Source organism: Streptomyces sp. NPDC028331, from assembly GCF_055565775.1.
In genome coordinates, this window is sequence record NZ_JBVHTR010000029.1 from 55483 (window position 1) to 77222 (window position 21740).

A 21740-nucleotide genomic window follows, 5' to 3' on the forward strand; every position below is an offset into this window, starting at 1 on the left:
CGGGTGCGGCGGGCTCGGGGGCCTACGCTGAACGTATGAGCACGAAGAGTGAGCGGGGCCGCGTGGCCGGTCTTCCGGTGTGGGACCGCTGTGCGGTCATGGGGGTCGTCAACGTCACCCCCGACTCCTTCTCCGACGGCGGCCGCTGGTTCGACACCACCGTCGCCGTCAAGCACGGCCTCGACCTCGTCTCCGAGGGTGCCGACCTCGTCGACGTCGGCGGGGAGTCCACCCGACCGGGCGCCACCCGGGTCGACGAGGCCGAGGAACTGAGGCGGGTCATCCCCGTCGTGCGCGGCCTCGCCTCGGAGGGCGTCACGGTCTCCGTGGACACCATGCGCGCCTCCGTCGCCGAACAGGCCCTCGCCGCCGGTGCCGCCCTCGTCAACGACGTCAGCGGCGGCCTCGCCGACCCCGCGATGATCCCGGTCGTCGCGGCCTCCGGCGCCCCCTTCGTGGTCATGCACTGGCGCGGCTTCCTCCACGGCGACAACGTCAAGGGCGTGTACGAGGACGTCGTCGCCGAGGTCGTGGACGAACTGCACGCGCGCGTGGATGCCGTCCTCGAGGGCGGCATCGCTCCCGACCGCGTCGTCGTGGACCCCGGTCTCGGCTTCTCCAAGGACGCCGAGCACGACCTGACCCTGCTCGCCCACCTCGACCGCCTGCTCGGCCTCGGCCACCCCCTCCTGGTGGCTGCCTCCCGCAAACGGTTCCTCGGCCGCGTCCTGGCCGGCCCCGAGGGCGCACCCCCGCCCGCGCGCGAGCGCGACGCCGCCACGGCCGCCGTCTCCGCGCTCGCCGCGCACGCCGGCGCGTGGGCCGTGCGCGTGCACGAGGTGCGCGCCACGGCGGACGCCGTACGCGTCGCCCGCGCCCTCGAGGGCGCACGCACGACCGGAAACCCCGAAGGAGCCCGGTGAGCACCGCCCACACCGACGTCGAACAGGTCGAACAGGCCAACACGGCCTTCTACGAGGCGATGGAGCGGGGCGACTTCGAGGAGCTGTCCTCGCTCTGGCTCGCACCCTCCGACCTGGGCGTCGACGAGGAGTACCACGACCCGGCCGACGTCGGCGTGGTCTCCTGCGTCCACCCCGGCTGGCCCGTGCTGACGGGTCGCGGCGAGGTCCTGAGGTCGTATGCGCTGATCATGGCCAACACCGACTACATCCAGTTCTTTCTCACCGACGTCCATGTCTCCGTCACCGGCGACACCGCGCTCGTGACCTGCACGGAGAACATCCTCAGCGGTGGCCCCTCCCCCGACGGGGGCGACGAGCCGGGCCCGCTCGTCGGCCAGCTCGTGGTCGCCACGAACGTGTTCCGCCGCACATCCGACGGCTGGAAACTCTGGTCGCACCACGCCTCGCCCGTACTGACCGAAACCGGTGACGACGAGGAGGACGACTCCGTCTGAGGGGGTGGACGGGCCGCGCGAGCGGGTAGGCGGCCGAAGTGGTTGGAATCACCTACTCCTGGGTATGGGCGGCTACCGACCCGTGAGCCACCGTGTTCCCCAGGGGAAACGCCCGATGAACCCTCGTGGGCGTGCCGTCGGTGCGCGCCCCCGTGGACCGGCACTGTCAGTGCCCGCAGGTAGATTCGTTCGTGGCCGGTGTACCGGGCGCACCCGGCGAGCACCGGCCGCCACCGACGATTGCAGGAGTGATTCGCGTGGATCGTGTCGCGCTGCGCGGCCTGAAGGCCCGCGGGCACCACGGCGTGTTCCCCAAGGAGCGCGAGGAGGGCCAGACCTTCATCGTCGATCTCGTCCTGGGCGTGGACACCCGGCCGGCCGCGGCCGACGACGACCTGTCCAAGACGGTGCACTACGGCATCGTGGCGGAGGAGGTCGTCGCCCTGGTCGAGGGGGAGCCCGTGAACCTCATCGAGACGCTCGCGGAGCGCATCGCCCACTCCTGCCTCAAGCACGCCCCGGTCCAGGAGGTCGAGGTCTGCGTCCACAAGCCGGACGCCCCGATCACGGTCCCCTTCGACGACGTGACCGTCACCATCACCCGGAGCCGAGTATGACCGCCTTCTTCGCCGGGGGTCACAGCGACCCGACCGTCCAGCCGGTGCCCGCGTCCGTGGTGGAGCAAGTGGACGCCGCCGACACCACCCTGCAGAACCCCAAACGCGCCGTGATCTCCATAGGCTCGAACCTGGGCAACCGCCTGGAGAACCTCCAGGGCGCCATCGACGCCCTGGAGGACACCCCGGGCGTCCGCGTCAAGGCGGTCTCCCCGGTGTACGAGACGGAGCCGTGGGGGGTGGCACCGGGCAGCCAGCCGACGTACTTCAACGCGGTGGTCGTCGTGAAGACCACCCTGCCGCCCTCCTCACTGCTGGAGCGGGCACACGCGGTGGAGGAGGCCTTCCACCGGGTGCGCGACGAGCGCTGGGGGGCGCGCACCCTCGATGTCGACATCGTGGCGTACGCGGACGTCGTCTCCGACGATCCGGTGCTCACACTGCCCCACCCGCGCGCCCACGAGCGGGCCTTCGTCCTGGCTCCCTGGCACGACCTGGACCCCGAGGCCCAGGTGCCCGGCCACGGCCCGGTGGCACACCTGCTCGACACCGTCACACGCCACGGGGTCACGCCGCGCGCCGACCTGGAACTCCGGCTGCCCGAGTAGTCGTTAAGGTCTACCGGGCCGGGGCCTCCCGGATCACCGCCCGGGTGCGACCGACGGCCGGGCCGACGAAGGGACATCGTGAGAGAGCTGCGCATCAGGACGCTGGTGGCGGTGTTCGTGGTGGCCGGTGTGCTGTCCTGGGCGGGCGCCCGCCTGTGGGACGCCGTGGGCACGCTGCCCAAGGTCCCGCTGGCCGCGCCCGTCGTCCTCGCCCTGATCGCCGTGGTCCTGCTGGCCACGGCATTCTCTCTGCGCTCCCGCCTCAAGGCCCAGCGGGAGCGCCGCCAGGACGCGAAGGGCGTCGACCCGCTGATGGCGGCCCGTGCGGTCGTCTTCGGCCAGGCGAGCGCCCTGGTCGCGTCCCTGGTCGCCGGCATGTACGGAGGTGCGGGCGTCTTCCTCCTGGGCTCCCTGGACATGCCCTCCCGCCGCGACCAGGCCATCTACGCCGGCTTCTCGGTCCTCGCGGGCATCGCGGTCATAGCGGCCGCCCTGTTCCTGGAGCGGGTCTGCAAACTCCCGGAGGACGACGACCACGACGGCAACGACGCGGCACAGGTGTCCTGAGCCCGCTCCAGTGCCCTGACGGCCGGTCCGGTGCCGTGAGGCCCGGCCCGGTGCCGTGAGGCCCGGCCCGGTGCCGTGAGGCCCGGCCCGGTGCCGTGAGGCCCGGTCCGGTGTCCTGCCGGTTCCGGCCCCGACGGCCTCCGGTGCCCTGACGGCCGGTCCAGTGGCCCGACGGCCGGACCGGTGCTTTCAGGGCCGGTCGCCGTCCTGACGCGCCGCGCGCGCCGCGCCAGTGCCACGTACGCCCGCGCGTCGAGAGGGGCAGGTCGGGGCAGACGGGGCGTACGCCCGCTGAGGCGGTCGGCGGACGGCGGGGCCCCGCCGAGGCCACCGGGGAGGAAGGTTCTGCGGTCGGGTCAGCGCGCGAGTATCAGGCTCATGGCCTCGGCGCGCGTCGTGGCGTCCCGAAGCTGTCCCCGCACCGCCGAGGTCGTGGTCTTGGCACCCGGCTTGCGGATGCCGCGCACGGACATGCACATGTGCTCGGCCTCGATGACCACGATGGCGCCGCGCGCCTCGAGGATGCGCATGAGCGAGTCGGCGATCTGCGTGGTGAGTCGTTCCTGCACCTGCGGCCGACGTGCGAACACCTCGACGAGACGCGCCAGCTTCGACAGCCCGGTGATCTTTCCGCTCTCGGACGGGATGTAGCCGATATGGGCCACGCCGTGGAACGGCAGAAGATGGTGTTCGCACAAGGACACGATTTCGATGTCCTTCACCAGGACCATCTCGTCGTGCCCCAGATCGAACGTCGTCGTCAGAACGTCCTCCGGCTCCTGCCTGAGCCCCGCCAGGAGCTCTCGGTACGCCCGCGCGACCCTCGCCGGCGTGTCGCGCAGCCCCTCTCGGTCCGGGTCCTCCCCGACCGCGATGAGCAGCTCCCGTACGGCGTTCTCCGCACGCTTCTCGTCGAACTCGCCGATCGTGCTCTCGCCGTCCAGCGTCACCGGGTCGGTCATGTGGTGCCTCGTTCCTGCGCCTGTGACGCGCACGGGTCGCGCGTCTCATCTGCGGCCTTGTGAAACGGCCGCGCCCCCCAGGCTAGAACCCTGGGGGGCGCGGCCGGAATTCCGGGGCCGGTGGGACCCGTGTTCAGCTCTCGCGGCGGTCCTCGGGAGACTTCTCCGTCTGGGCGGACTCCGTGGCGTTCGCGATCGCGGGGGTCGCGCCGTTCGCCCCGTTCGTCAGTGCGAGCTCCTTCGGGGAGAGCACCGGCGGGCGGGTGGACGGCGTGCGGCGCGAGGAGCCGGTCCAGGCGGGCCGCGGCGGACGCTTGACCACGGGCGCGAAGATCTCGGCGATCTCCTCCTTGCCCAGGGTCTCCTTCTCCAGGAGGGCCAGCACGAGGTTGTCCAGGACGTCGCGGTTCTCGACCAGGATCTCCCAGGCCTCGTTGTGCGCCGTCTCGATGAGCTTCTTGACTTCCTCGTCCACCAGTGCGGCGACCTCTTCCGAGTAGTCGCGCTGGTGAGACATCTCACGGCCGAGGAACGGCTCGCTGCCGTCGCTGCCGAACTTGATCGCACCGAGGCGCTCGGTCATGCCGTACTGCGTGACCATCGCGCGGGCCAGGTTGGTGGCCTTCTCGATGTCGTTCGCGGCACCGGTGGTCGGGTCGTGGAAGACGAGCTCCTCGGCCGCGCGGCCGCCCAGCATGTAGGCAAGCTGGTCCAGCATCTCGTTGCGGGTCGTGGAGTACTTGTCCTCGTCCGGGAGGACCATCGTGTAGCCGAGGGCGCGGCCGCGGGACAGGATCGTGATCTTGTGGACCGGGTCGGAGTTCGGCGAGGCCGCCGCGACCAGGGCGTGGCCGCCCTCGTGGTACGCGGTGATCTTCTTCTCCTTGTCCGACATGATCCGGGTCCGCTTCTGCGGGCCGGCGACCACGCGGTCGATCGCCTCGTCCAGCATCCGGTTGTCGATCAGCTTCCTGTCGCTGCGGGCCGTCAGCAGAGCGGCCTCGTTCAGGACGTTGGCCAGGTCGGCACCGGTCATGCCGGGGGTGCGGCGGGCGACGGCCGACAGGTCGACGTCCGGGGCGACCGGCTTGCCCTTCTGGTGAACCTTGAGGATCTCCAGACGACCCTGCATGTCCGGGCGGTCGACCGCGATCTGACGGTCGAAGCGGCCGGGGCGCAGGAGGGCCGGGTCGAGGATGTCGGGGCGGTTCGTGGCCGCGATGAGGATCACGCCGCCCTTGACGTCGAAGCCGTCCATCTCGACGAGGAGCTGGTTCAGCGTCTGCTCGCGCTCGTCGTGACCGCCGCCGAGGCCGGCGCCGCGGTGACGGCCGACCGCGTCGATCTCGTCGACGAAGACGATCGCCGGGGCGTTCGCCTTGGCCTGCTCGAACAGGTCACGGACCCGGGAGGCACCGACACCGACGAACATCTCGACGAAGTCGGAACCCGAGATCGAGTAGAAGGGGACGCCCGCCTCGCCGGCGACGGCACGCGCCAGCAGCGTCTTACCGGTACCGGGCGGGCCGTAGAGCAGCACGCCCTTGGGGATCTTCGCGCCGACGGCCTGGAACTTGGCCGGCTCCTGCAGGAACTCCTTGATCTCCTGGAGTTCCTCGACCGCCTCGTCCGCACCCGCGACGTCCGAGAACGTCGTCTTCGGGGTGTCCTTGGTGATGAGCTTCGCCTTCGACTTGCCGAAGTTCATCACCCGGGAGCCGCCGCCCTGCATCTGGTTCATCAGGAACAGGAAGACGACCACGATCAGGACGAAGGGCAACAGGGAGAGCAGAATGCCGACGAAGGGGTTCTGCTTGGACGGCGAGACCGTGTAGCCCTTCGGGATCTGCTTGTTCTCGAACTTGTTCTGCAGCGTCTGAGCCAGGCTCGTGCCCTGGTCGCCGATGTAGCTCGCCTGGATCTTGTCGCTGCCGTCGACCTTGGCGCCGTCCTTGAGCGAGACCTTGATGACCTGCTCGTCGCCGGTGGTCAGCTTGGCGGACTCGACCTGGTTGTTGTCGATCGCCTGGACGACCTTGCCGGTGTCCACCGTTTTGTAGCCGCCTGAAGAGCCGACGACCTGCATCAACACAACCACGGCAAGGACGGCCAGCACGATCCACATGACCGGCCCACGGAAGTATCGCTTCACGTCCATCCATACGGAGCGGTGCCGCCCCGTCCCTCCTGCCATAGTGAGTTTGATAAAAACAGTTCTTCCGACGGTACCCCAGGATCGCCGCCCTCAGCCTCAGGGGACTACCGGCAATACCGCCCACGCATCTCCAACGGCGCGAAACCCGTTGTGGTTCCCGAACGTCTTACAAAGACCGGGATCCGGGTTCCGGCCGCCGCGCGGACGGCCGGAAGCGCCGGGCCACGGAGGGGTCAGCCGCCGTAGACGTGGGGCGCGAGAGTACCCACGAACGGTAGGTTGCGGTACTTCTCCGCGTAGTCGAGGCCGTAGCCCACGACAAATTCGTTCGGAATGTCGAATCCGACCCACTCGACGTCGATGGCGACCTTGGCGGCCTCGGGCTTGCGCAGCAGCGTGCACACCTTCAGGGAGGCGGGCTCGCGGGAGCCGAGGTTGGAGATCAGCCAGGACAGGGTCAGTCCGGAGTCGATGATGTCCTCGACGATCAGGACGTGCTTGCCCTTGATGTCGGTGTCCAGGTCCTTCAGGATCCGCACGACTCCGGAGGACTGCGTTCCCGCGCCGTAGGAGGACACGGCCATCCAGTCCATGGTGAGCGGGGTGGACAGCGCCCGGGCGAGGTCGGCCATGACCATCACCGCGCCCTTGAGAACGCCGACGATCAACAGGTCCTTGCCCGCGTACTCCGCGTCGATCTTCGCGGCCAGCTCGGCCAGCTTCGCGTCGATCTCTTCCTTGGTGATGAGCACCTGCTTGAGGTCGGCACCCATGTCTTTCGCGTCCACCCGCATCACTTTCGGTCGTCCCGCCGCTTCGATTGCTCACGCGCGTCCGGGGCGCCGTGCCGCCGCCGAGGGCGGACCGCGGCCGGTCACCCGCGCGGCGGCAGCCGCATGGCGGCTACAGCGCTCGCGGCGTGCCCGCGCTCTCCCTCGCGACAGCGGCGCGCCCCTTGGCCCGCTCGCGTGGCTGACCGGCCCCCGAGGGGCGGCCGGGCGCCTCCCGCAGGGGGCGTGTTCTCAGCCTTGCCGAATCACCAGTCTGCCACCCTGCCGCTGGGCGACGACTTTGCCCGGGAGATTGATGGCTCCCTGGCCCCGCCAACCGGTGATCAGCCGGTCGACCTCCTCGATGTGCCGGGCGAAGAGGGAGCCGGGCGGGGCGCCCGCCTCGATGGCGGCACGGCGCAGGATGCGGCGGCGGACGGCGGGGGGCAGGGCGTAGAGCTTGGCGCACTCCAGGAGGCCGGAGGCGTCGCGCACGGAGGCCTCCGCCTGGCCCGCCCAGGCGTCGAGGGCGTCGGCGTCGTCGCGGGAGAGCTGCGCCGTGCGGGCGAGGGCTTCGACGACGCCCTTGCCGAGCGCCTTCTCCAGGGCGGGCAGGCCCTCGTGGCGGAGCCGGGAGCGGGTGTAGGCGGGGTCGGTGTTGTGGGGGTCGTCCCAGACGGGCAGGGACTGGGCCATGCAGGCCTTGCGGGCGGTCTGCCGGTCGATGTGGAGGAAGGGGCGGCGGTAGCGGCCGCCGGCCCCCGAGACCGCGGCCATCCCGGACAGGGAGCGGATGCCGGAGCCGCGGGCGAGGCCCAGCAGGACGGTCTCGGCCTGGTCGTCGCGGGTGTGCCCGAGGAGGATCGCGGTGGCGCCGAGGCGGTCGGCGGCGGCGTCCAGGGCGGCGTAGCGCGCGTCGCGGGCGGCGGCCTCCGGTCCCCCGTCACGGCCGACGGTGACGGCGACGGACTCGACCGGGTCGAGGCCCAGTTCGCGCAGCCGCAGGACGACCTCGGCGGCGCGCATGTCGGAGCCGGACTGCAGGCCGTGGTCGACGGTGATGCCGCCGGCGGCGATGCCGAGCTTGGGCGCTTCGAAGGCGAGGGCGGAGGCGAGCGCCATGGAGTCGGCGCCGCCTGAGCACGCCACGAGCACGAGCGGCGCGGACGGGCGCTCGTGCGGCAGACGGCCGGTGGTCGCATGCTCTCTCGGCCGCTCGGCGGTCTGTTCGGTGAGGATGTCGTGGAGGACGCGGCGGACCGCCAGGCGTATCGCCGCGACCGCGGGATGGGGACCCATGTCCGGTTCCCTTCATGAAGTTGTGTCGGGGTGAGCCCGAAGCCGGTCACTGAGAGTGTGTAGATGGTGACAGAAACGGGCCGTTCCCCGAGCATTGCACGCCTGTCCCAGGCTCACGGTCCCTCGGAAGGGTGATTGGCGGAGCGTTCCCCTGCCGAGGGCCGGATTACTTCACTCCGGATTCACGGCTCTCGCTCCGGCTTCACGATTCCGCCCTGCGGTGCACCCGTGCGACCCAGTCCGCCGGTTTGGCGATCTCCGCCTTGGTCGGCAGCGTGTTCGGCGAGGTCCACACGCGGTTGAAGCCGTCCATGCCGACCTGCTCGACGACCGCCCGCACGAACCGCTCACCGTCGCGGTACTGCCTGAGCTTGGCGTCCAGACCCAGCAGCTTGCGCAGCGCGAGGTCCAGGCGGGAGGCGCCCTTGGCGCGGCGCTGCTGGAACTTCTCGCGGATCTCGGAGACGCTCGGGACGACCTGCGGCCCGACGCCGTCCATCACGAAGTCGGCGTGTCCCTCCAGGAGCGACATCACCGCGGTGAGCCGGCCGAGGATCTCCCGCTGGGCGGGCGTCTGCACCAGCTCCACGAGGGAGCGACCGTCGTCGCCCTCCTCGCCCTCCGGGCGGCCCCCGGCGAGCGACTGGACGGCCTCCCTGATGCGCTCGAGGACGGTCATGGGGTCGATGTCGGTCTCCCCCAGGAACGACTGGATCTCGCCCTCCAGGTGGTCGCGGAGCCAGGGCACCGCCGTGAACTGCGTGCGGTGCGTCTCCTCGTGCAGACAGACCCAGAGGCGGAAGTCGTGCGGTTCCACGTCGAGCTCGCGCTCGACGTGCACGATGTTCGGCGCGACCAGCAGCAGGCGGCCGCCGCCGTTCTCGCCCGCGGGCAGCTCGCGGGTGGGCGGGGCGAAGGTCTCGTACTGGCCGAGGACCCGGGAGGACAGGAACGACAGCAGCATCCCCACTTCCACGCCGGTGACCTTGCCGCCGACGGCGCCGAGGACGGCCCCGCCGGGCGTGCTGCCGCGGCGCTGCGACATCTTGTCCAGGAGGGGCTTGAGGATCTCCCGGAACCCGGCGACGTTCGCCCGTACCCAGCCGGGGCGGTCGACGACCAGGACGGGGGTGTCGTGCACGCCCTCTTCACCCATACGGGTAAAGCCCCGGACATGCTCCTCCGAGGCCTTCGCGTGGCGGCGCAGCTCCGCGACGACGGCCCGGGCCTCGTCGCGGCTCACTTCGGGGCCCGGCCGCACGAGCCGGGTCGCGGTCGCCACCGCGAGATTCCAGTCGACCATCCCAGGAGATCCGGCACCACCGATGCTCGTCATGTGTCAACGGTACGTGAGCGCTGCCGCTGGGGGCAGGGTCGAAGGGCCGGGCGGGCCGGGGCCCGCCCGGGGCGCGGCCGCCCACGGCGGTCGCGGCACGCCGGCGGTCAGGTGCAGCCGCAGGAGGCCAGGGTCGCCGCCGTGTGGTCCAGGGCCCCTCGCGCCGTCGTCTGGTTCATCGAGCCCTCCGTCAGGAACGCGAACGCCAACAGGTGGCCGTCCGCGTCGACCACCGTCCCGGCGAGCGTGTTGACCCCGGTCAGCGAGCCCGTCTTGGCGCGCACGAGGCCGACGCCCGAGCGCTCGGCGGCGTCCGTGTAGCGGTCGCTGAGGGTGCCGGTGAACCCCGCGACCGGCAGGCCCGTGAGCACGGCGCGCAGTTCGGGGTGCGCCGGGGAGGCGGCGGTCGCCAGCAGGGCCGTCAGCAGGTCCGCGGTCAGCTTGTCGTCGCGGTCGAGGCCGCTGCCGTCGTGGAACTGCGCGCCGTCGACCGGCAGGCCCAGCTTCTTCAACCGGCCCGCGATCGCCGCCGCGCCCCCGTCGAAGCTCGGCCGGCCGCCGGTGGCGAGGGCGGTCTGGCGGGCGAGGGCCTCGGCGATGTCGTTGTCGCTGTTGGTGAGCATCCGCTCGACGACGGCGGACAGGGGCGGCGACTGCACGGAGGCCAGCGCCTCGGCGCGCGCCGTGGCCTGCGCCGGAGAGGGGTCCGAGGTCTTGATGCCGTGGCCCCGGAGCAGTCCGGCGAACGTGCGGGCCGCGTCGGCCGCCGGGTCCGTGCCGCGCGGGGCCGGCCCGCTGGAGGTGTCGTCCGTGCGGCCCTCGTCGGCCATCAGGGCGGTGACCGGGGCCAGGTTGTCGTTGACGCCGATGGGGTGCAGGGCCGGGCCGGTGAACAGGGAGGTGTCGTAGGAGAGGGTCACCGAGGCCAGGTGGCGCCGCTTCAGGGCGGCGGCGGTCTCGTCGGCGAGGGTGCGCAGGCTGGCCCAGCCTCCGGCCTGCTTGCGGGCCGTCAGCGTCGGGTCCCCGCCGCCGACCAGCACCAGGTGGTCGCCGCCGGGCTCCAGCACCGCGCGCGTGCTGAAGCGGTGGTCGGCGCCCGCCGCGGAGAGCGCGGCGACGGCGGTGGCGATCTTCGTGGTGGAGGCGGGGGTCAGGGCGTCGTCCACACCCTTGGCGTACAGGCGCTTGCCGGTGGTGACGTCGACGACCGCGGCGCTGCGCCGGGTGCCGAGGGAGGGGTCGCCCAGGAGCGGGTCGAGCACGCCGGCGAGAGGCTTGCCGAGAGGCCTGCCGAGGGGGTCGGACTTGGTGGTGACGCCGCCGAGGGCGATGAGCACGGAGGCGGCGCTCGGCGCGGGAGCGGGCGCGTCCGCCGCAGTCCCCGACCCGTGATCTGCGCCACCCTCGCGGTCCCACGCTGCGGCCAGGTCGCGCTCGGCCGTACGCTGACCGGAGGAGTCCCAGGGACCGGCGGCGGTCACGGCCCCGGCCGCGAGCGCGAGGCCCAGGGTGGCGGCGACGGCCGTCAACTGCGGCGTCGTCAGCTTGCCGGAGGGCGGGCGTACGGCGTGCGCGACCCGCGCGACGTGCGGCTTGGCCATTCCCGTGATTCGCGTCACACCTGGTCGCGCGGCTTCGGTGATCCGCCGGGCACGGGGTTCCACGGTCCGGGCGACCCGCCTGAGGTGCGGTTTCACCGCCTTCGCGACCCGTACGAGACGTGGTCCGGCGGCCCGCCAAGGCCCCAGCTCCGGCACGACCACCATCCCCTTTCGCGATCACACTCCTGCGTGAGGGACACTTAACCACCAGAACTATGTGCTGATCATGGAGGAGCCACCGGTGGAGTTCGACGTCACGATCGAGATCCCGAAGGGTTCGCGGAACAAGTACGAGGTGGACCACGAGACCGGTCGTATCCGCCTCGACCGTCGACTCTTCACCTCGACCAGCTACCCGGCCGACTACGGCTTCGTGGAGAACACCCTGGGTGAGGACGGCGACCCGCTGGACGCTCTGGTCATCCTGGAGGAGCCGACCTTCCCCGGCTGCCTGATCAAGTGCCGCGCCATCGGCATGTTCCGGATGACGGACGAGGCGGGCGGCGACGACAAGGTGCTGTGCGTGCCGGCGTCCGACCCGCGGGTGGAGCACCTGCGGGACATCCACCACGTCTCCGAGTTCGACCGCCTGGAGATCCAGCACTTCTTCGAGGTCTACAAGGACCTGGAGCCCGGCAAGTCCGTCGAGGGCGCCGACTGGGTGGGCCGCGCGGACGCCGAGGCCGAGATCGAGCGTTCGCTCAAGCGCTTCAAGGACCACGGCGGTCACTGACCCCTCCTGACCTGCAGCGGGCCGCGTGACCCTTCCGGGTGACGCGGCCCCTCGGCGTACGTGCGCATACTGGGGCGCACGGGAGGTACCTACGGGTCACGCGCGCACGAAAGGGCAGGCAGCAGCAGGTGGCGGAGCCGGACGCGGAGGACCGCAAGCCGCGGTCGGACGAGGTGAGGGGCGTGTTCGCGCCCGACGGGCGGGGCGGGAGCGAGTCCGCCACGGCCCGGGGCTTCGCCGTCCCCGCAGGCGTCCCCGCGAGTGTGGGCGCGCCGGCGGCGGTCGGCGGCGACTCGTCCACGACGTCCGAGTTCGCCGTCCCCCAGGGCCTTGAGGTGCCGGTGGCCGGTCCCGACTCGGAGACGACGTCGGAGTTCGCCCTCCCGCAGGGCCTTCAGGTCCCGCCGCCCGCGGCCGAGCCGGAGGGGTCGGCGTTCAGCCCGCCGAGCACGTACAGCACGCGCAGTGCCCCGCCCGCCTTCACGCCGCCCTCCGGGATACCCGCGGTGCGGCTCACCAAGGAGGCGCCCTGGCAGGACCGGATGCGCGCGATGCTGCGCATGCCGGTCGCCGAGCGGCCCGCGCCGGAGCCCGTGCAGAAGACCGGCGACCCGGGTCCCGCCGTGCCGCGCGTGCTCGACCTCACCCTGCGCATCGGCGAACTGCTGCTGGCGGGCGGCGAGGGCGCCGAGGACGTGGAGGCGGCGATGTTCGCGGTCTGCCGTTCCTACGGCCTCGACCGCTGCGAGCCGAACGTCACCTTCACGCTGCTGTCGATCTCCTACCAGCCGTCCCTGGTGGACGACCCGGTGACGGCCTCCCGGACGGTACGCCGCCGCGGCACCGACTACACCCGCCTGCAGGCCGTGTTCCGGCTCGTGGACGACCTGACCGACCCGGAGACGTCGATCTCCCTGGAGGACGCCTACCGCCGGCTCGCCGAGATCCGCCGCAACCGGCATCCGTACCCCGGCTGGGCGCTGACCGGGGCGAGCGGGCTGCTCGCCGGTGCGGCCTCCGTGCTCGTCGGCGGCGACCTGATCGTGTTCGTCGCGGCCGCGCTGGGCGCGATGCTCGGCGACCGGCTGGCGTGGCTGTGCGCGGGGCGCGGGCTGCCGGAGTTCTACCAGTTCACGGTGGCCGCGATGCCGCCGGCCGCGATCGGCGTCGCCCTCACGCTGGCCCATGTGCCCGTGGCCGCGTCCGCGGTGATCACCGGTGGCCTGTTCGCCCTGCTGCCCGGGCGGGCCCTGGTGGCGGGCGTGCAGGACGGGCTGACCGGCTTCTACATCACCGCAGCGGCACGTCTGCTGGAGGTCATGTACTTCTTCGTGGGCATCGTCGCCGGCGTCCTGGTGGTCCTGTACTTCGGGGTGAAGCTGGGCGCCGATCTGGACCCGAACGCGGCCCTGCACCTCGCCGATCGGCCGGTGGTGCAGATCGTGGCGTCGATGCTGCTGTCCCTGACCTTCGCCGTACTGCTCCAGCAGGAACGGTCCACCGTGCTGTGGGTGACCCTCAATGGGGGCGTCGCGTGGAGCGTGTACGGCGCGCTGCACTACCCTGGCGGGCTGTCGTCGGTCGCCTCCACGGCCGTCGCGGCGGGGCTGGTGGGCCTGTTCGGGCAGTTGCTGTCGCGCTACCGGTTCGCGTCCGCGCTGCCGTACACGACCGCGGCGATCGGGCCGCTGCTGCCGGGCTCCGCCACGTATTTCGGGCTGCTGTCCATCGCCCAGAACAACGTCGACAAGGGTCTGGTGTCGCTGGCCAACGCCGTTTCCCTGGCGATGGCCATCGCGATCGGGGTGAACCTGGGGTCGGAGATCACGCGGTTGTTCCTGCGGTTCGGCTCCGCCGGGGGGCGCCGGGCCGCGAAGCGCACCAGGGGGTTCTGAGCACCGCCGGGTGGTGAGCGTCAGGGGACGCGCGCAGTCCTAGTAGCCCTGGTTGTACGGGTACTGCTGCTGCGGCTGCTGGTACTCCTGGGGCGCCTGTTGCCCGTACTGCTGGGGGTACTGCTCCTGGGCGTACTGCTGCTGCCCGTACTGATCTTGGGCGTACTGCTGCTGCCCGTACTGCTGCTGCGGGTACTGCTGCTGCGGGTACTGCTGCTGCGGGTACTGCTGGTAGTCGTAGCCCTGGTTCTGGTTCTGGTTGCCGTACTGCTGCGGGGGCTGGCGGTCCCCGGGGATGCGCCGGAGCTGGGTGGTCGCGTCGTCCATGACCGGGGGCTGCGGGTACTGCCCGGCCGCGGCCTGGGGCTGGGGCTGGGGCGGGTTCTTCTTCGACTGGGAGCGGGCCCGCAGGAACTCGATGACGATCGGGATCACCGAGACGAGGACGACCAGGATCAGGATCAGCTCGATGTTCTTGTGGACGAACGGCACGTTGCCCAGCCAGGAGCCCAGCAGCGTGACGCCCGCGCCCCACAGGACGCCACCGATGACGTTGAAGACCAGGAACGAGCGGTACTTCATGCCGCTGACGCCGGCGATGATCGGCGTGAACGTGCGCACGATGGGCACGAAGCGGGCCAGCACCAGGGACTTCGGGCCGTGCTTCTCGAAGAACTCGTGCGCCTTGGTGACGTTCTCCTGCTTGAACAGGCGGGAGTCCGGGCGCCTGAAGAGGGACGGGCCGACCTTCTTGCCGAACATGTAGCCCGCCTGGTCGCCCAGGATCGCGGCGAGGCAGATCAGGGCGATCGCGCCCCAGAGCGGGAACTTCATCGTGCCCGCGGTGATCAGCAGACCGCAGGTGAACAGCAGCGAGTCACCCGGCAGGAAGAAGCCGATGAGCAGGCCCGACTCGGCGAACACCACCAGGAGCAGGCCCCAGATGCCGAAGGTGTCGAGCAGGTGGTTGGGATCCAGCCAGCTCGGTCCGAGGGCAAGCGTCGTCACGGTTCCGGGCTCCTGAGGGGTGAGGGGACGTACGGACGGCGTCCTGGGGCGGCCGACACGTGGGCACTGGCCGGACAAAGCTATCAACGCACAGTGTCCCCAACAGGTTCCACCGGTGTCCCCGGAACGCACTGTGCGAGAACTCGGTCACGGCTGTGCGGCCCCTCCCGGCCCTCACCCCCCGGGGCCCTCACCCCTCGTGGCGTGCCGCGTTCGCCGCGATCGCGTCCCTGAGGTGTTCGGCGAGACCGGGCCGCATCGAGTCGTAGTACGCCTTGAAGCGCTCGTCGGAGACGTACATCTCACCGAAGCAGCGGTGCATCTCGTAAGAGACCTCGAAGTACCACCTGCTGACGTGCTGCCGGTGTTCCTCGGCCAGGTCCATGGCCGCCTCGCCGGACGGCTCCTCGCCGGCGGCCACCAGGGCGGCGTACCGCTCCTGCCAGTCGTCGACCTCGGCCTGGATGCGCTTCCAGTCCTCCTTGGTGTAGGTGGCGGCGCGGCGCTGCGACTCGGCGTACGCCTCCGTGTCGCCCCAGCGCTGTTCGGCCTCCTCTCGGTACTGTTCGGGGTCCTTGTCCCCGAAGACCTCGAACCGCTCCTGGGGTGTGAGGTTGATTCCCATCTTGCGTGCCTCCATGGCGTGCTCCACGGCCGCCGCCATCTTCTGCAGCTTCTCGATCCGGGCGGTCAGCAGTTCGTGCTGGCGGCGCAGGTGCTCCCGCGGGTCCGCGTCCGGGTCGTCGAGCAGGGCGGCGACCTCGTCGAGCGGGAAGCCGAGCTCCCGGTAGAACAGGATCTGCTGCAGCCGGTCCAGGTCGGCGTCGCTGTAGCGCCGGTGACCGGCGTACGTGCGCTCACTGGGTGCGAGCAGGCCGATCTCGTCGTAGTGGTGCAGCGTGCGCACGGTCACGCCGGCGAAACCGGCCACCTGGCCCACCGAGTAGCTCACTTCCGCTCCCTTCTGGGTACGCCCCTCAGCCTCGCCCCTCACGTCGCGTGAGGTGCAAGGCCGTGCGCCTGTCTGCGGAACGGAACCATGATTCGTTGAACCGACGGGACCGGCGACGAGGAAACCGACGCATCACCGGCTCCGCCTACGCGATGGGAGACGCAACGCCATGCCGCTCCACTCAGGCCCCGGAAAGCCCGAAGACCACCCCAGGTCGCTGAATCCGTTCTACGGGGAGGCGAACCCGGTCGTCGAGATGACCGAGGCGCCGCCCAGGCACCGGCTGCCGGCCGAGCCGATGCTGCCCACGACCGCTTACCAGCTCGTCCACGACGAACTGATGCTGGACGGCAACTCACGGCTGAATCTGGCCACGTTCGTCAGCACCTGGATGGAGCCCCAGGCCGGTGTGCTGATGGACGAGTGCCGCGACAAGAACATGATCGACAAGGATGAGTACCCGCGCACCGCCGAACTGGAGCGCCGCTGCGTGGCGATGCTCGCCCACCTGTGGAACGCGCCGGACCCGGAGTCCGTGGTGGGCTGTTCGACCACCGGGTCGAGCGAAGCGTGCATGCTCGCGGGGATGGCGCTGAAACGTCGCTGGGCCCGGCGCAACGCGGACCGCTACCCCTCCAGGGACGCCCGTCCGAACCTGGTCATGGGCGTCAACGTGCAGGTCTGCTGGGAGAAGTTCTGCACCTACTGGGAGGTCGAGGCACGCCAGGTGCCCATGGAGGGCGACCGGTTCCACCTGGACCCGCAGGCCGCCGCCGACCTGTGCGACGAGAACACCATCGGGGTCGTCGGCATCCTCGGGTCCACGTTCGACGGGTCCTACGAGCCGATCGCCGACCTGTGCGCGGCCCTGGACGACCTCCGGGAACGCACCGGCCTGGACATCCCCGTGCACGTGGACGGCGCGTCCGGCGCCATGATCGCGCCGTTCGTCGACGAGGACCTGGTCTGGGACTTCCGGCTGCCGCGGGTCGCGTCGATCAACACCTCCGGGCACAAGTACGGGCTCGTCTACCCGGGGGTGGGCTGGGCGCTGTGGCGGGACGAGGAGGCCCTGCCCGAGGAGCTCGTCTTCCGCGTCAACTACCTGGGCGGCGACATGCCGACCTTCGCGCTCAACTTCTCCCGGCCCGGCGCCCAGGTCGTCGCGCAGTACTACACCTTCCTGCGGCTCGGCCGGGAGGGCTACCGGGCCGTCCAGCAGACCACGCGGAACGTGGCCCGGGGCCTCGCCGAGCGGATCGGGTCGCTCGGCGACTTCCGGCTCCTCACCCGCGGCGACGAGCTGCCGGTGTTCGCCTTCACGACCGCGCCGGAGGTGGAGGCCTACGACGTCTTCGACGTCTCCCGGCGGCTGCGCGAGTCCGGCTGGCTGGTGCCCGCCTACACCTTCCCCGCCAACCGGCAGGACCTGTCCGTGCTGCGCGTGGTCTGCCGCAACGGCTTCTCGACGGACCTGGCCGACCTGTTCGTCGAGGACCTCACCCGCCTGCTGCCCGAACTCAGGCGCCAGCCGCACCCGCTGACCCGGGACAAGGAGGCCGCCACGAGCTTCCACCACTGAGCCGCCGCACGCAGGGTGCCCCGGCCGGATCCCGGCCGGGGCACCCGTGGGCCCTTCCGGCCCGGGGCTCACCCCGCCTGCGCCAGGGCCACCAGCTCGAATGCCGTCTTCCCGTCCAGCGACTCCCGGATGATGTCCGCGTGCCCCGCGTGCCGGGCCGTCTCGCGGATCAGGTGCAGCATCAGCCAGCGCATCGAGACCCGCTCGTCCGGCGGGAACCAGGGGTCGTTCGGCAGCGGGAAGGTGTCGTCGAGGCTCGGCACCGAGCGGATGAACGCCTCGGTCTCGTCCGCGACCTTCTGCCAGTACGCGAGCTGCGAGGCGACCGTCTCGCCGTCGAGGAGCCGGAAGCACTCGTGCCAGTTCGACTCGTCCCGGTGAACCGCCGGCGGCTCCTGCCGCGCCCGGGCGATCCAGCTCTGCTCCACCTCGGCGACGTGCTTGAGCAGGCCGCCCAGGGACAGCTCGCTGGCGCTCGGCCGGGACCTGGCCTGCTCCTCCGTCAGCCCGAGCAGCGCCCGGCGGATCCCGCCGCGCTGCTCCTCCAGGAAGGAGAGCAGTGCGCCGCGCTCGTCACCGTGCGCCTCGGCTCGTACGTGCATGACCATGGCCGCCGCCTCTCGTCGGTCCGGTTCTCCCTGACACATACGACGCTAGGGGCCCTTGCGGTCAGGTTCTGTCCGCAAGGGCCCGCCACTTACGCGGAGACTAGAAGGGGAACGCGCTCCGCCCGTGCTGCACCGAGATCCACTTCAGCGTGGTGAAGGCGTCCAGCGTCGTCTCGCCGTTCAGGCGGCCGATGCCCGAGTGCTTCTCGCCGCCGAACGGGACCAGCGGCTCGTCGTGGACCGTGCCGTCGTTCACGTGGAACATGCCGGTGTCGATCTGCTGGGCGAAGGCCACGCCGCGCTCGACGTCGGCGGTGTGGACGGCGCCGCTGAGGCCGTAGGGGGTGTCGTTGACGAGGCGGACGGCCTCCTCCTCGCCGTCGAAGGGGATGAGCAGCGCGACCGGGCCGAAGATCTCCTGCCGCAGGATGGGCGAGCCGGCGGGGACGTCCGTGAGGACGGTCGGCTCGACCAGGTTGTCGGTGGTCGAGCCGTGCACCAGCGCCGTGGCCCCCTCGGCGATCGCCTGCTGCACCACACCCGTGATGGCGTCCGCCTGGGAGGAGTTGATGACCGGGCCGATGACGGTCTCCGCGTCGCGCGGGTCGCCCGCCTTGAGGGACTTCACCTTGGCGACGAACTTCTCGGTGAACTCCGCCAGCAGCGAGCGGTCCACCAGGACGCGGTTGGCGGCCATGCAGACCTGGCCCTGGTGCACGTACCGGCTGAAGACGGCCGCGTCGACCGCGTAGTCGACGTCCGCGTCGTCCAGGACCACCAGCGCGCTGTTGCCCCCGAGTTCCAGGACCGAACGCTTGAAGTGGGAGGCGCAGACGGTGGCGACATGGCGGCCGACCTGGTCGGAGCCGGTGAAGGAGATGACCTTCGGGACCGGGTGCTCGAGGAACGCGTCGCCTATCTCCGCTATGTCGGTGATCACCACGTTGAGCAGTCCGCCCGGCAGCCCCGCGTCCTCGAAGATCTTGGCGACCAGGGAGCCGCCGACGACCGGCGTGTCCTGGTGCGGCTTGAGGACGACGCCGTTGCCGAGCGCGAGGGCCGGCGCGACCGACTTGATCGCCAGCAGGAAGGGGAAGTTGAAAGGGCTGATCACGCCGACGACGCCGACGGGCACGCGGTAGAGGCGGTTCTCCTTGCTGTCGACGGGCGAGGGGAGGATCTTGCCCTCGGGGCGCAGCACGAGCTGGATCGACTCGCGCAGGAACTCCTTGGCGAGGTGCAGCTCGAACGCGGCCTTCAGCCGTGTGCCGCCCAGCTCGGCGATGATCGCCTCGGTGATCTCGGCCTCGCGGTCCTGGAGGACCCCGAGCGCCTTCTCGAACACCGCGCGGCGGACGTACGGGTTGGTGGCGGCCCAGTCCTTCTGCGCGGCCGCGGCCGCCCGGTAGGCCTCGTCGACCTCGTCCACGGTGGCTATCGTGATCGACGCCAGCTTCTCGCCGTCGTACGGGTTGAAGTCGATGATGTCCCAGGAGCCGGTGCCCGGGCGCCACTCACCGCCGATGTACTGCCGAGCCAGATCGGTGAAGTAGGACGACGCCATGTGATCCCTCAATCCCTTAGCAGCCGACGCAGACACCCGTTTCCGCACCCGCGCTCACATCACGGCCTGATCGCGCGTCATCGTACTTGCGGCGGCAGGGAGTTGGAGGGCTCCTGGGGATACTCCGGGTGAGACTCTCAGGAAAGCTGGAGCAACCCCCGCAGCAGATCACGGCTTTCGTCCGGGCCGGGGCTGTCGTGCTGCAGCTCCTTCATCGCGGCCTCGTACTGGGCGACGTCCTCGCGTTTGTCCAGGTAGAGCGCGCTGGTGAGCTGTTCCGTGTACACCACGTCGGACAGGTCGGACTCGGAGAAGCTGAGGATCGTGAAGGAGCCGCTCTCGCCGGAGTGACCGCCGAAGCTGAACGGCATGACCTGCAGCCGTACGTTGGGGCGCTCCGAGATGTCGATCAGGTGCTGGAGCTGGCCGCGCATCACCTGGCGGTCGCCGTAGGGGCGCCGCAGGGCGGCCTCGTCGAGGACGACGTGGAACTGCGGGGCGTTCTCGGAGACGAGGTACTTCTGCCGTTCCAGGCGCAGCGCCACCCGGCGGTCCACGTCCTCGGCGCTCGCGCCCTTCATCCCCCGGGAGACCACCGCGTGCGCGTACGCCTCGGTCTGCAGCAGGCCGTGCACGAACTGGACCTCGTAGGACCGGATCAGGTGCGCCGCGCCCTCCAGGCCGACGTAGGTCGGGAACCAGTTGGGCAGGACGTCCGAGTAACTGTGCCACCACCCCGCGACGTTGGCCTCCTTCGCGAGGGAGAGCAGGGACGTGCGTTCGGCTTCGTCGGTGATCCCGTACAACGTCAACAGGTCCTCGACATCCCGCGTCTTGAAGCTCACCCGTCCCAACTCCATGCGGCTGATCTTCGACTCGGAGGCGCGGATCGAATAGCCGGCCTGCTCCCTGGTGATGCCGCGTGCCTCCCGCAGGCGCCTGAGGTGGGATCCCAGCAGAATGCGCCGCACCACCGAACCGCTCGAGTCCCCAGCGCTCACTTCGTCAGCCTCCCCAACGTCCTTCAGACCGCGCAGTCTGCCACTAAAACACTCCGAGCTGTACTCGTGCGGTTACAGAAATGGAAAGGAGACAAAGATGAGGCACGGGGAGAGAGGAGTGAGGGCGAGCAAGAGGGAAGAAAGTGGCGCAGGAAATAAGGGGAAAGTGGTATGGGAACGGCCAATTCCGGGCGCGTGCACGTGCATCTGCCCTTGCATCTGCTTGGCTCATCCGAAACCATGGTTCCGCGCCACCGCTGCATCGCCACGACCGCGAACACCCGGGAGTGCCTCGCATGGGGACGAATGGATCGACCATGCTCGAGCCCTTACGGCAGGGACTTCCGCCGCTCGATCCCGCGGCCGTGTCCAGCGCCGCCTCCTGCGCCCTGCCCGCCCGCCTCGAGGCGGTGCGTGAGGCGCGGCGGTTCACCCGCAGCACGCTCGGGCAGTGGGACGTGGGCGAGCGCTTCGACGACATCTGCCTGGTGGTCTCCGAACTCGTCACCAACGCGCTGCGGCACGGCCTGCCCCTCGCCCACCACCGCCCTTCCGGCGAGGCACTGCGGGCCGCACCCCTTGACACCGCGTCCGGCGCGCGCTCGGGCGAGCAGGACCCGCCCGTGCGCCTGCACCTGATGCGCTGGACCACGCGTCTGGTCTGTGCCGTGCGCGACCCGAGTCACGACACCCCGGTCGCGGGCGACTCGGAGGACTTCTGCGCCGAGTCGGGCCGGGGGCTGTTCCTCGTCGAGTCGTTCGCCGACAGCTGGGGCTGGCACCCGCTGGCGGGCACGCTGAGCGGCAAGGTGGTCTGGGCGCTGTTCCGGCTGCCGCCGGCGTCGGTGTGCCCGGAGTGATGTCCGGCGGCGCTTTCGACTGCCCGCGTTCTACGCGTGTTACGGCCTGCGGCGCCCGAAGGGGCCGCAGGCCGTCGCTCGTTGCGTGCGCTCGGGCCTCAGCGCATCGCCGATCCGCGCATCGCCGATCCGCGCATTGCCGGTCCGGGCGTCGCTGATCCCCGCATCGCCGATCCGCGGAGTGGCGATGCGTGCACAAGCG

20 protein-coding genes are annotated in these 21740 nt (G+C 70.8%); 9 read left to right on the top strand and 11 right to left on the bottom strand.

The genetic code is table 11. The annotated features are described in order from the left end of the window. Positions 1–35 precede the first annotated feature (35 nt). From folP to ACZ4SW_RS32045, 5 genes are all read left to right on the top strand, one after another. Complete coding sequence (folP, locus tag ACZ4SW_RS32025) at positions 36–923, top strand: dihydropteroate synthase (RefSeq protein WP_468252366.1); 888 nt, start codon at positions 36–38, stop codon at positions 921–923. Further along, positions 920–1420 (top strand): nuclear transport factor 2 family protein, encoded by a 501-nt coding sequence (locus ACZ4SW_RS32030; protein WP_468252368.1) that lies wholly within the window; start codon positions 920–922, stop codon positions 1418–1420. Before folP ends, ACZ4SW_RS32030 begins: the two co-directional genes overlap by 4 nt. Positions 1421–1677: 257 nt before the next feature. Then, positions 1678–2037: a dihydroneopterin aldolase gene (folB, locus tag ACZ4SW_RS32035; protein ID WP_468252369.1), complete on the top strand. Its 360-nt coding sequence runs from the start codon at positions 1678–1680 to the stop codon at positions 2035–2037. Further along, positions 2034–2645 carry a 2-amino-4-hydroxy-6-hydroxymethyldihydropteridine diphosphokinase gene (gene folK / locus ACZ4SW_RS32040; RefSeq protein WP_468252371.1) on the top strand — a complete coding sequence of 204 codons (612 nt, stop codon included), beginning with the start codon at positions 2034–2036 and terminating at the stop codon, positions 2643–2645. Before folB ends, folK begins: the two co-directional genes overlap by 4 nt. Before the next feature lie 78 nt (positions 2646–2723). Then, positions 2724–3212 (top strand): DUF3180 domain-containing protein, encoded by a 489-nt coding sequence (locus ACZ4SW_RS32045; RefSeq protein WP_468252372.1) that lies wholly within the window; start codon positions 2724–2726, stop codon positions 3210–3212. Between the two features lie 356 nt (positions 3213–3568). On the opposite strand, the gene folE is transcribed toward ACZ4SW_RS32045, so the two are convergent. The 6 genes from folE to dacB form a co-directional block, all read right to left on the bottom strand. Continuing rightward, positions 3569–4174, bottom strand: a complete 606-nt coding sequence (gene folE, locus ACZ4SW_RS32050; protein WP_468252374.1) for a GTP cyclohydrolase I FolE — start codon at positions 4172–4174, stop codon at positions 3569–3571. A gap of 133 nt (positions 4175–4307) precedes the next feature. Further along, a complete protein-coding gene (gene ftsH / locus ACZ4SW_RS32055) occupies positions 4308–6332 on the bottom strand; it encodes an ATP-dependent zinc metalloprotease FtsH (protein WP_468252375.1) in 2025 nt (674 codons plus the stop codon). 230 nt (positions 6333–6562) lie between these two features. Further along, positions 6563–7123 (bottom strand): hypoxanthine phosphoribosyltransferase, encoded by a 561-nt coding sequence (hpt, locus tag ACZ4SW_RS32060; protein WP_141315294.1) that lies wholly within the window; start codon positions 7121–7123, stop codon positions 6563–6565. A 228-nt stretch (positions 7124–7351) separates the two neighbouring features. Continuing rightward, entirely contained in the window at positions 7352–8398 is a 1047-nt protein-coding gene (gene tilS / locus ACZ4SW_RS32065) for a tRNA lysidine(34) synthetase TilS (protein WP_468252377.1), read from the bottom strand. A 202-nt stretch (positions 8399–8600) separates the two neighbouring features. Then, positions 8601–9734 (bottom strand): zinc-dependent metalloprotease, encoded by a 1134-nt coding sequence (locus tag ACZ4SW_RS32070; RefSeq protein WP_468252378.1) that lies wholly within the window; start codon positions 9732–9734, stop codon positions 8601–8603. 107 nt (positions 9735–9841) lie between these two features. Then, positions 9842–11497 (bottom strand): D-alanyl-D-alanine carboxypeptidase/D-alanyl-D-alanine endopeptidase, encoded by a 1656-nt coding sequence (dacB, locus tag ACZ4SW_RS32075; protein WP_468252444.1) that lies wholly within the window; start codon positions 11495–11497, stop codon positions 9842–9844. A 79-nt stretch (positions 11498–11576) separates the two neighbouring features. On the opposite strand from dacB, the gene ACZ4SW_RS32080 reads away from it, so the two are divergent. Both ACZ4SW_RS32080 and ACZ4SW_RS32085 read left to right on the top strand, forming a co-directional pair. Beyond that, the gene (locus ACZ4SW_RS32080) at positions 11577–12068 is read left to right on the top strand and encodes an inorganic diphosphatase (RefSeq protein ID WP_388574948.1); all 492 of its coding nucleotides are present in this window, start codon (positions 11577–11579) and stop codon (positions 12066–12068) included. Between the two features lie 128 nt (positions 12069–12196). Beyond that, positions 12197–13963: a threonine/serine exporter family protein gene (locus ACZ4SW_RS32085; RefSeq protein WP_468252380.1), complete on the top strand. Its 1767-nt coding sequence runs from the start codon at positions 12197–12199 to the stop codon at positions 13961–13963. Positions 13964–14002: 39 nt separating this feature from the next. On the opposite strand, the gene ACZ4SW_RS32090 is transcribed toward ACZ4SW_RS32085, so the two are convergent. Beyond that, positions 14003–14971 (bottom strand): DedA family protein, encoded by a 969-nt coding sequence (locus ACZ4SW_RS32090; RefSeq protein WP_468252382.1) that lies wholly within the window; start codon positions 14969–14971, stop codon positions 14003–14005. Between the two features lie 190 nt (positions 14972–15161). Beyond that, positions 15162–15923: a MerR family transcriptional regulator gene (locus tag ACZ4SW_RS32095; RefSeq protein WP_468252384.1), complete on the bottom strand. Its 762-nt coding sequence runs from the start codon at positions 15921–15923 to the stop codon at positions 15162–15164. A gap of 169 nt (positions 15924–16092) precedes the next feature. Here ACZ4SW_RS32095 and ACZ4SW_RS32100 point away from each other — a divergent pair, with 169 nt between their 5' ends. After that, positions 16093–17505, top strand: coding sequence for a glutamate decarboxylase (locus ACZ4SW_RS32100; protein WP_468252385.1), 1413 nt, complete (start codon positions 16093–16095; stop codon positions 17503–17505). A 68-nt stretch (positions 17506–17573) separates the two neighbouring features. Here ACZ4SW_RS32100 and ACZ4SW_RS32105 read toward each other — a convergent pair whose 3' ends face one another. The 3 genes from ACZ4SW_RS32105 to ACZ4SW_RS32115 all read right to left on the bottom strand — a co-directional run bounded on the left by ACZ4SW_RS32105 (position 17574) and on the right by ACZ4SW_RS32115 (position 20651). Next, a complete protein-coding gene (locus tag ACZ4SW_RS32105) occupies positions 17574–18113 on the bottom strand; it encodes a DinB family protein (protein WP_468252387.1) in 540 nt (179 codons plus the stop codon). A 100-nt stretch (positions 18114–18213) separates the two neighbouring features. After that, positions 18214–19677: an aldehyde dehydrogenase family protein gene (locus tag ACZ4SW_RS32110; protein ID WP_468252388.1), complete on the bottom strand. Its 1464-nt coding sequence runs from the start codon at positions 19675–19677 to the stop codon at positions 18214–18216. A 137-nt stretch (positions 19678–19814) separates the two neighbouring features. Continuing rightward, positions 19815–20651: a helix-turn-helix domain-containing protein gene (locus ACZ4SW_RS32115; RefSeq protein ID WP_468252446.1), complete on the bottom strand. Its 837-nt coding sequence runs from the start codon at positions 20649–20651 to the stop codon at positions 19815–19817. Positions 20652–20995: 344 nt separating this feature from the next. Here ACZ4SW_RS32115 and ACZ4SW_RS32120 point away from each other — a divergent pair, with 344 nt between their 5' ends. Beyond that, complete coding sequence (locus tag ACZ4SW_RS32120) at positions 20996–21538, top strand: ATP-binding protein (protein ID WP_468252390.1); 543 nt, start codon at positions 20996–20998, stop codon at positions 21536–21538. The last annotated feature ends 202 nt before the right edge of the window (positions 21539–21740 follow it).

Excerpts from the sequence above, each read along its gene's own strand:
- ACZ4SW_RS32100 (WP_468252385.1), top strand. The coding sequence starts at position 16,093 with ATGCCGCTCCACTCAGGCCCCGGAAAGCCCGAAGACCACCCCAGGTCG.
- folE (WP_468252374.1), bottom strand. The coding sequence starts at position 4,174 with ATGACCGACCCGGTGACGCTGGACGGCGAGAGCACGATCGGCGAGTTC.
- ACZ4SW_RS32120 (WP_468252390.1), top strand. The coding sequence starts at position 20,996 with ATGCTCGAGCCCTTACGGCAGGGACTTCCGCCGCTCGATCCCGCGGCC.
- tilS (WP_468252377.1), bottom strand. The coding sequence starts at position 8,398 with ATGGGTCCCCATCCCGCGGTCGCGGCGATACGCCTGGCGGTCCGCCGC.
- folK (WP_468252371.1), top strand. The coding sequence starts at position 2,034 with ATGACCGCCTTCTTCGCCGGGGGTCACAGCGACCCGACCGTCCAGCCG.
- ACZ4SW_RS32070 (WP_468252378.1), bottom strand. The coding sequence starts at position 9,734 with ATGACGAGCATCGGTGGTGCCGGATCTCCTGGGATGGTCGACTGGAAT.
- ftsH (WP_468252375.1), bottom strand. The coding sequence starts at position 6,332 with ATGGACGTGAAGCGATACTTCCGTGGGCCGGTCATGTGGATCGTGCTG.
- ACZ4SW_RS32110 (WP_468252388.1), bottom strand. The coding sequence starts at position 19,677 with ATGGCGTCGTCCTACTTCACCGATCTGGCTCGGCAGTACATCGGCGGT.
- ACZ4SW_RS32105 (WP_468252387.1), bottom strand. The coding sequence starts at position 18,113 with ATGGTCATGCACGTACGAGCCGAGGCGCACGGTGACGAGCGCGGCGCA.
- folP (WP_468252366.1), top strand. The coding sequence starts at position 36 with ATGAGCACGAAGAGTGAGCGGGGCCGCGTGGCCGGTCTTCCGGTGTGG.
- hpt (WP_141315294.1), bottom strand. The coding sequence starts at position 7,123 with ATGCGGGTGGACGCGAAAGACATGGGTGCCGACCTCAAGCAGGTGCTC.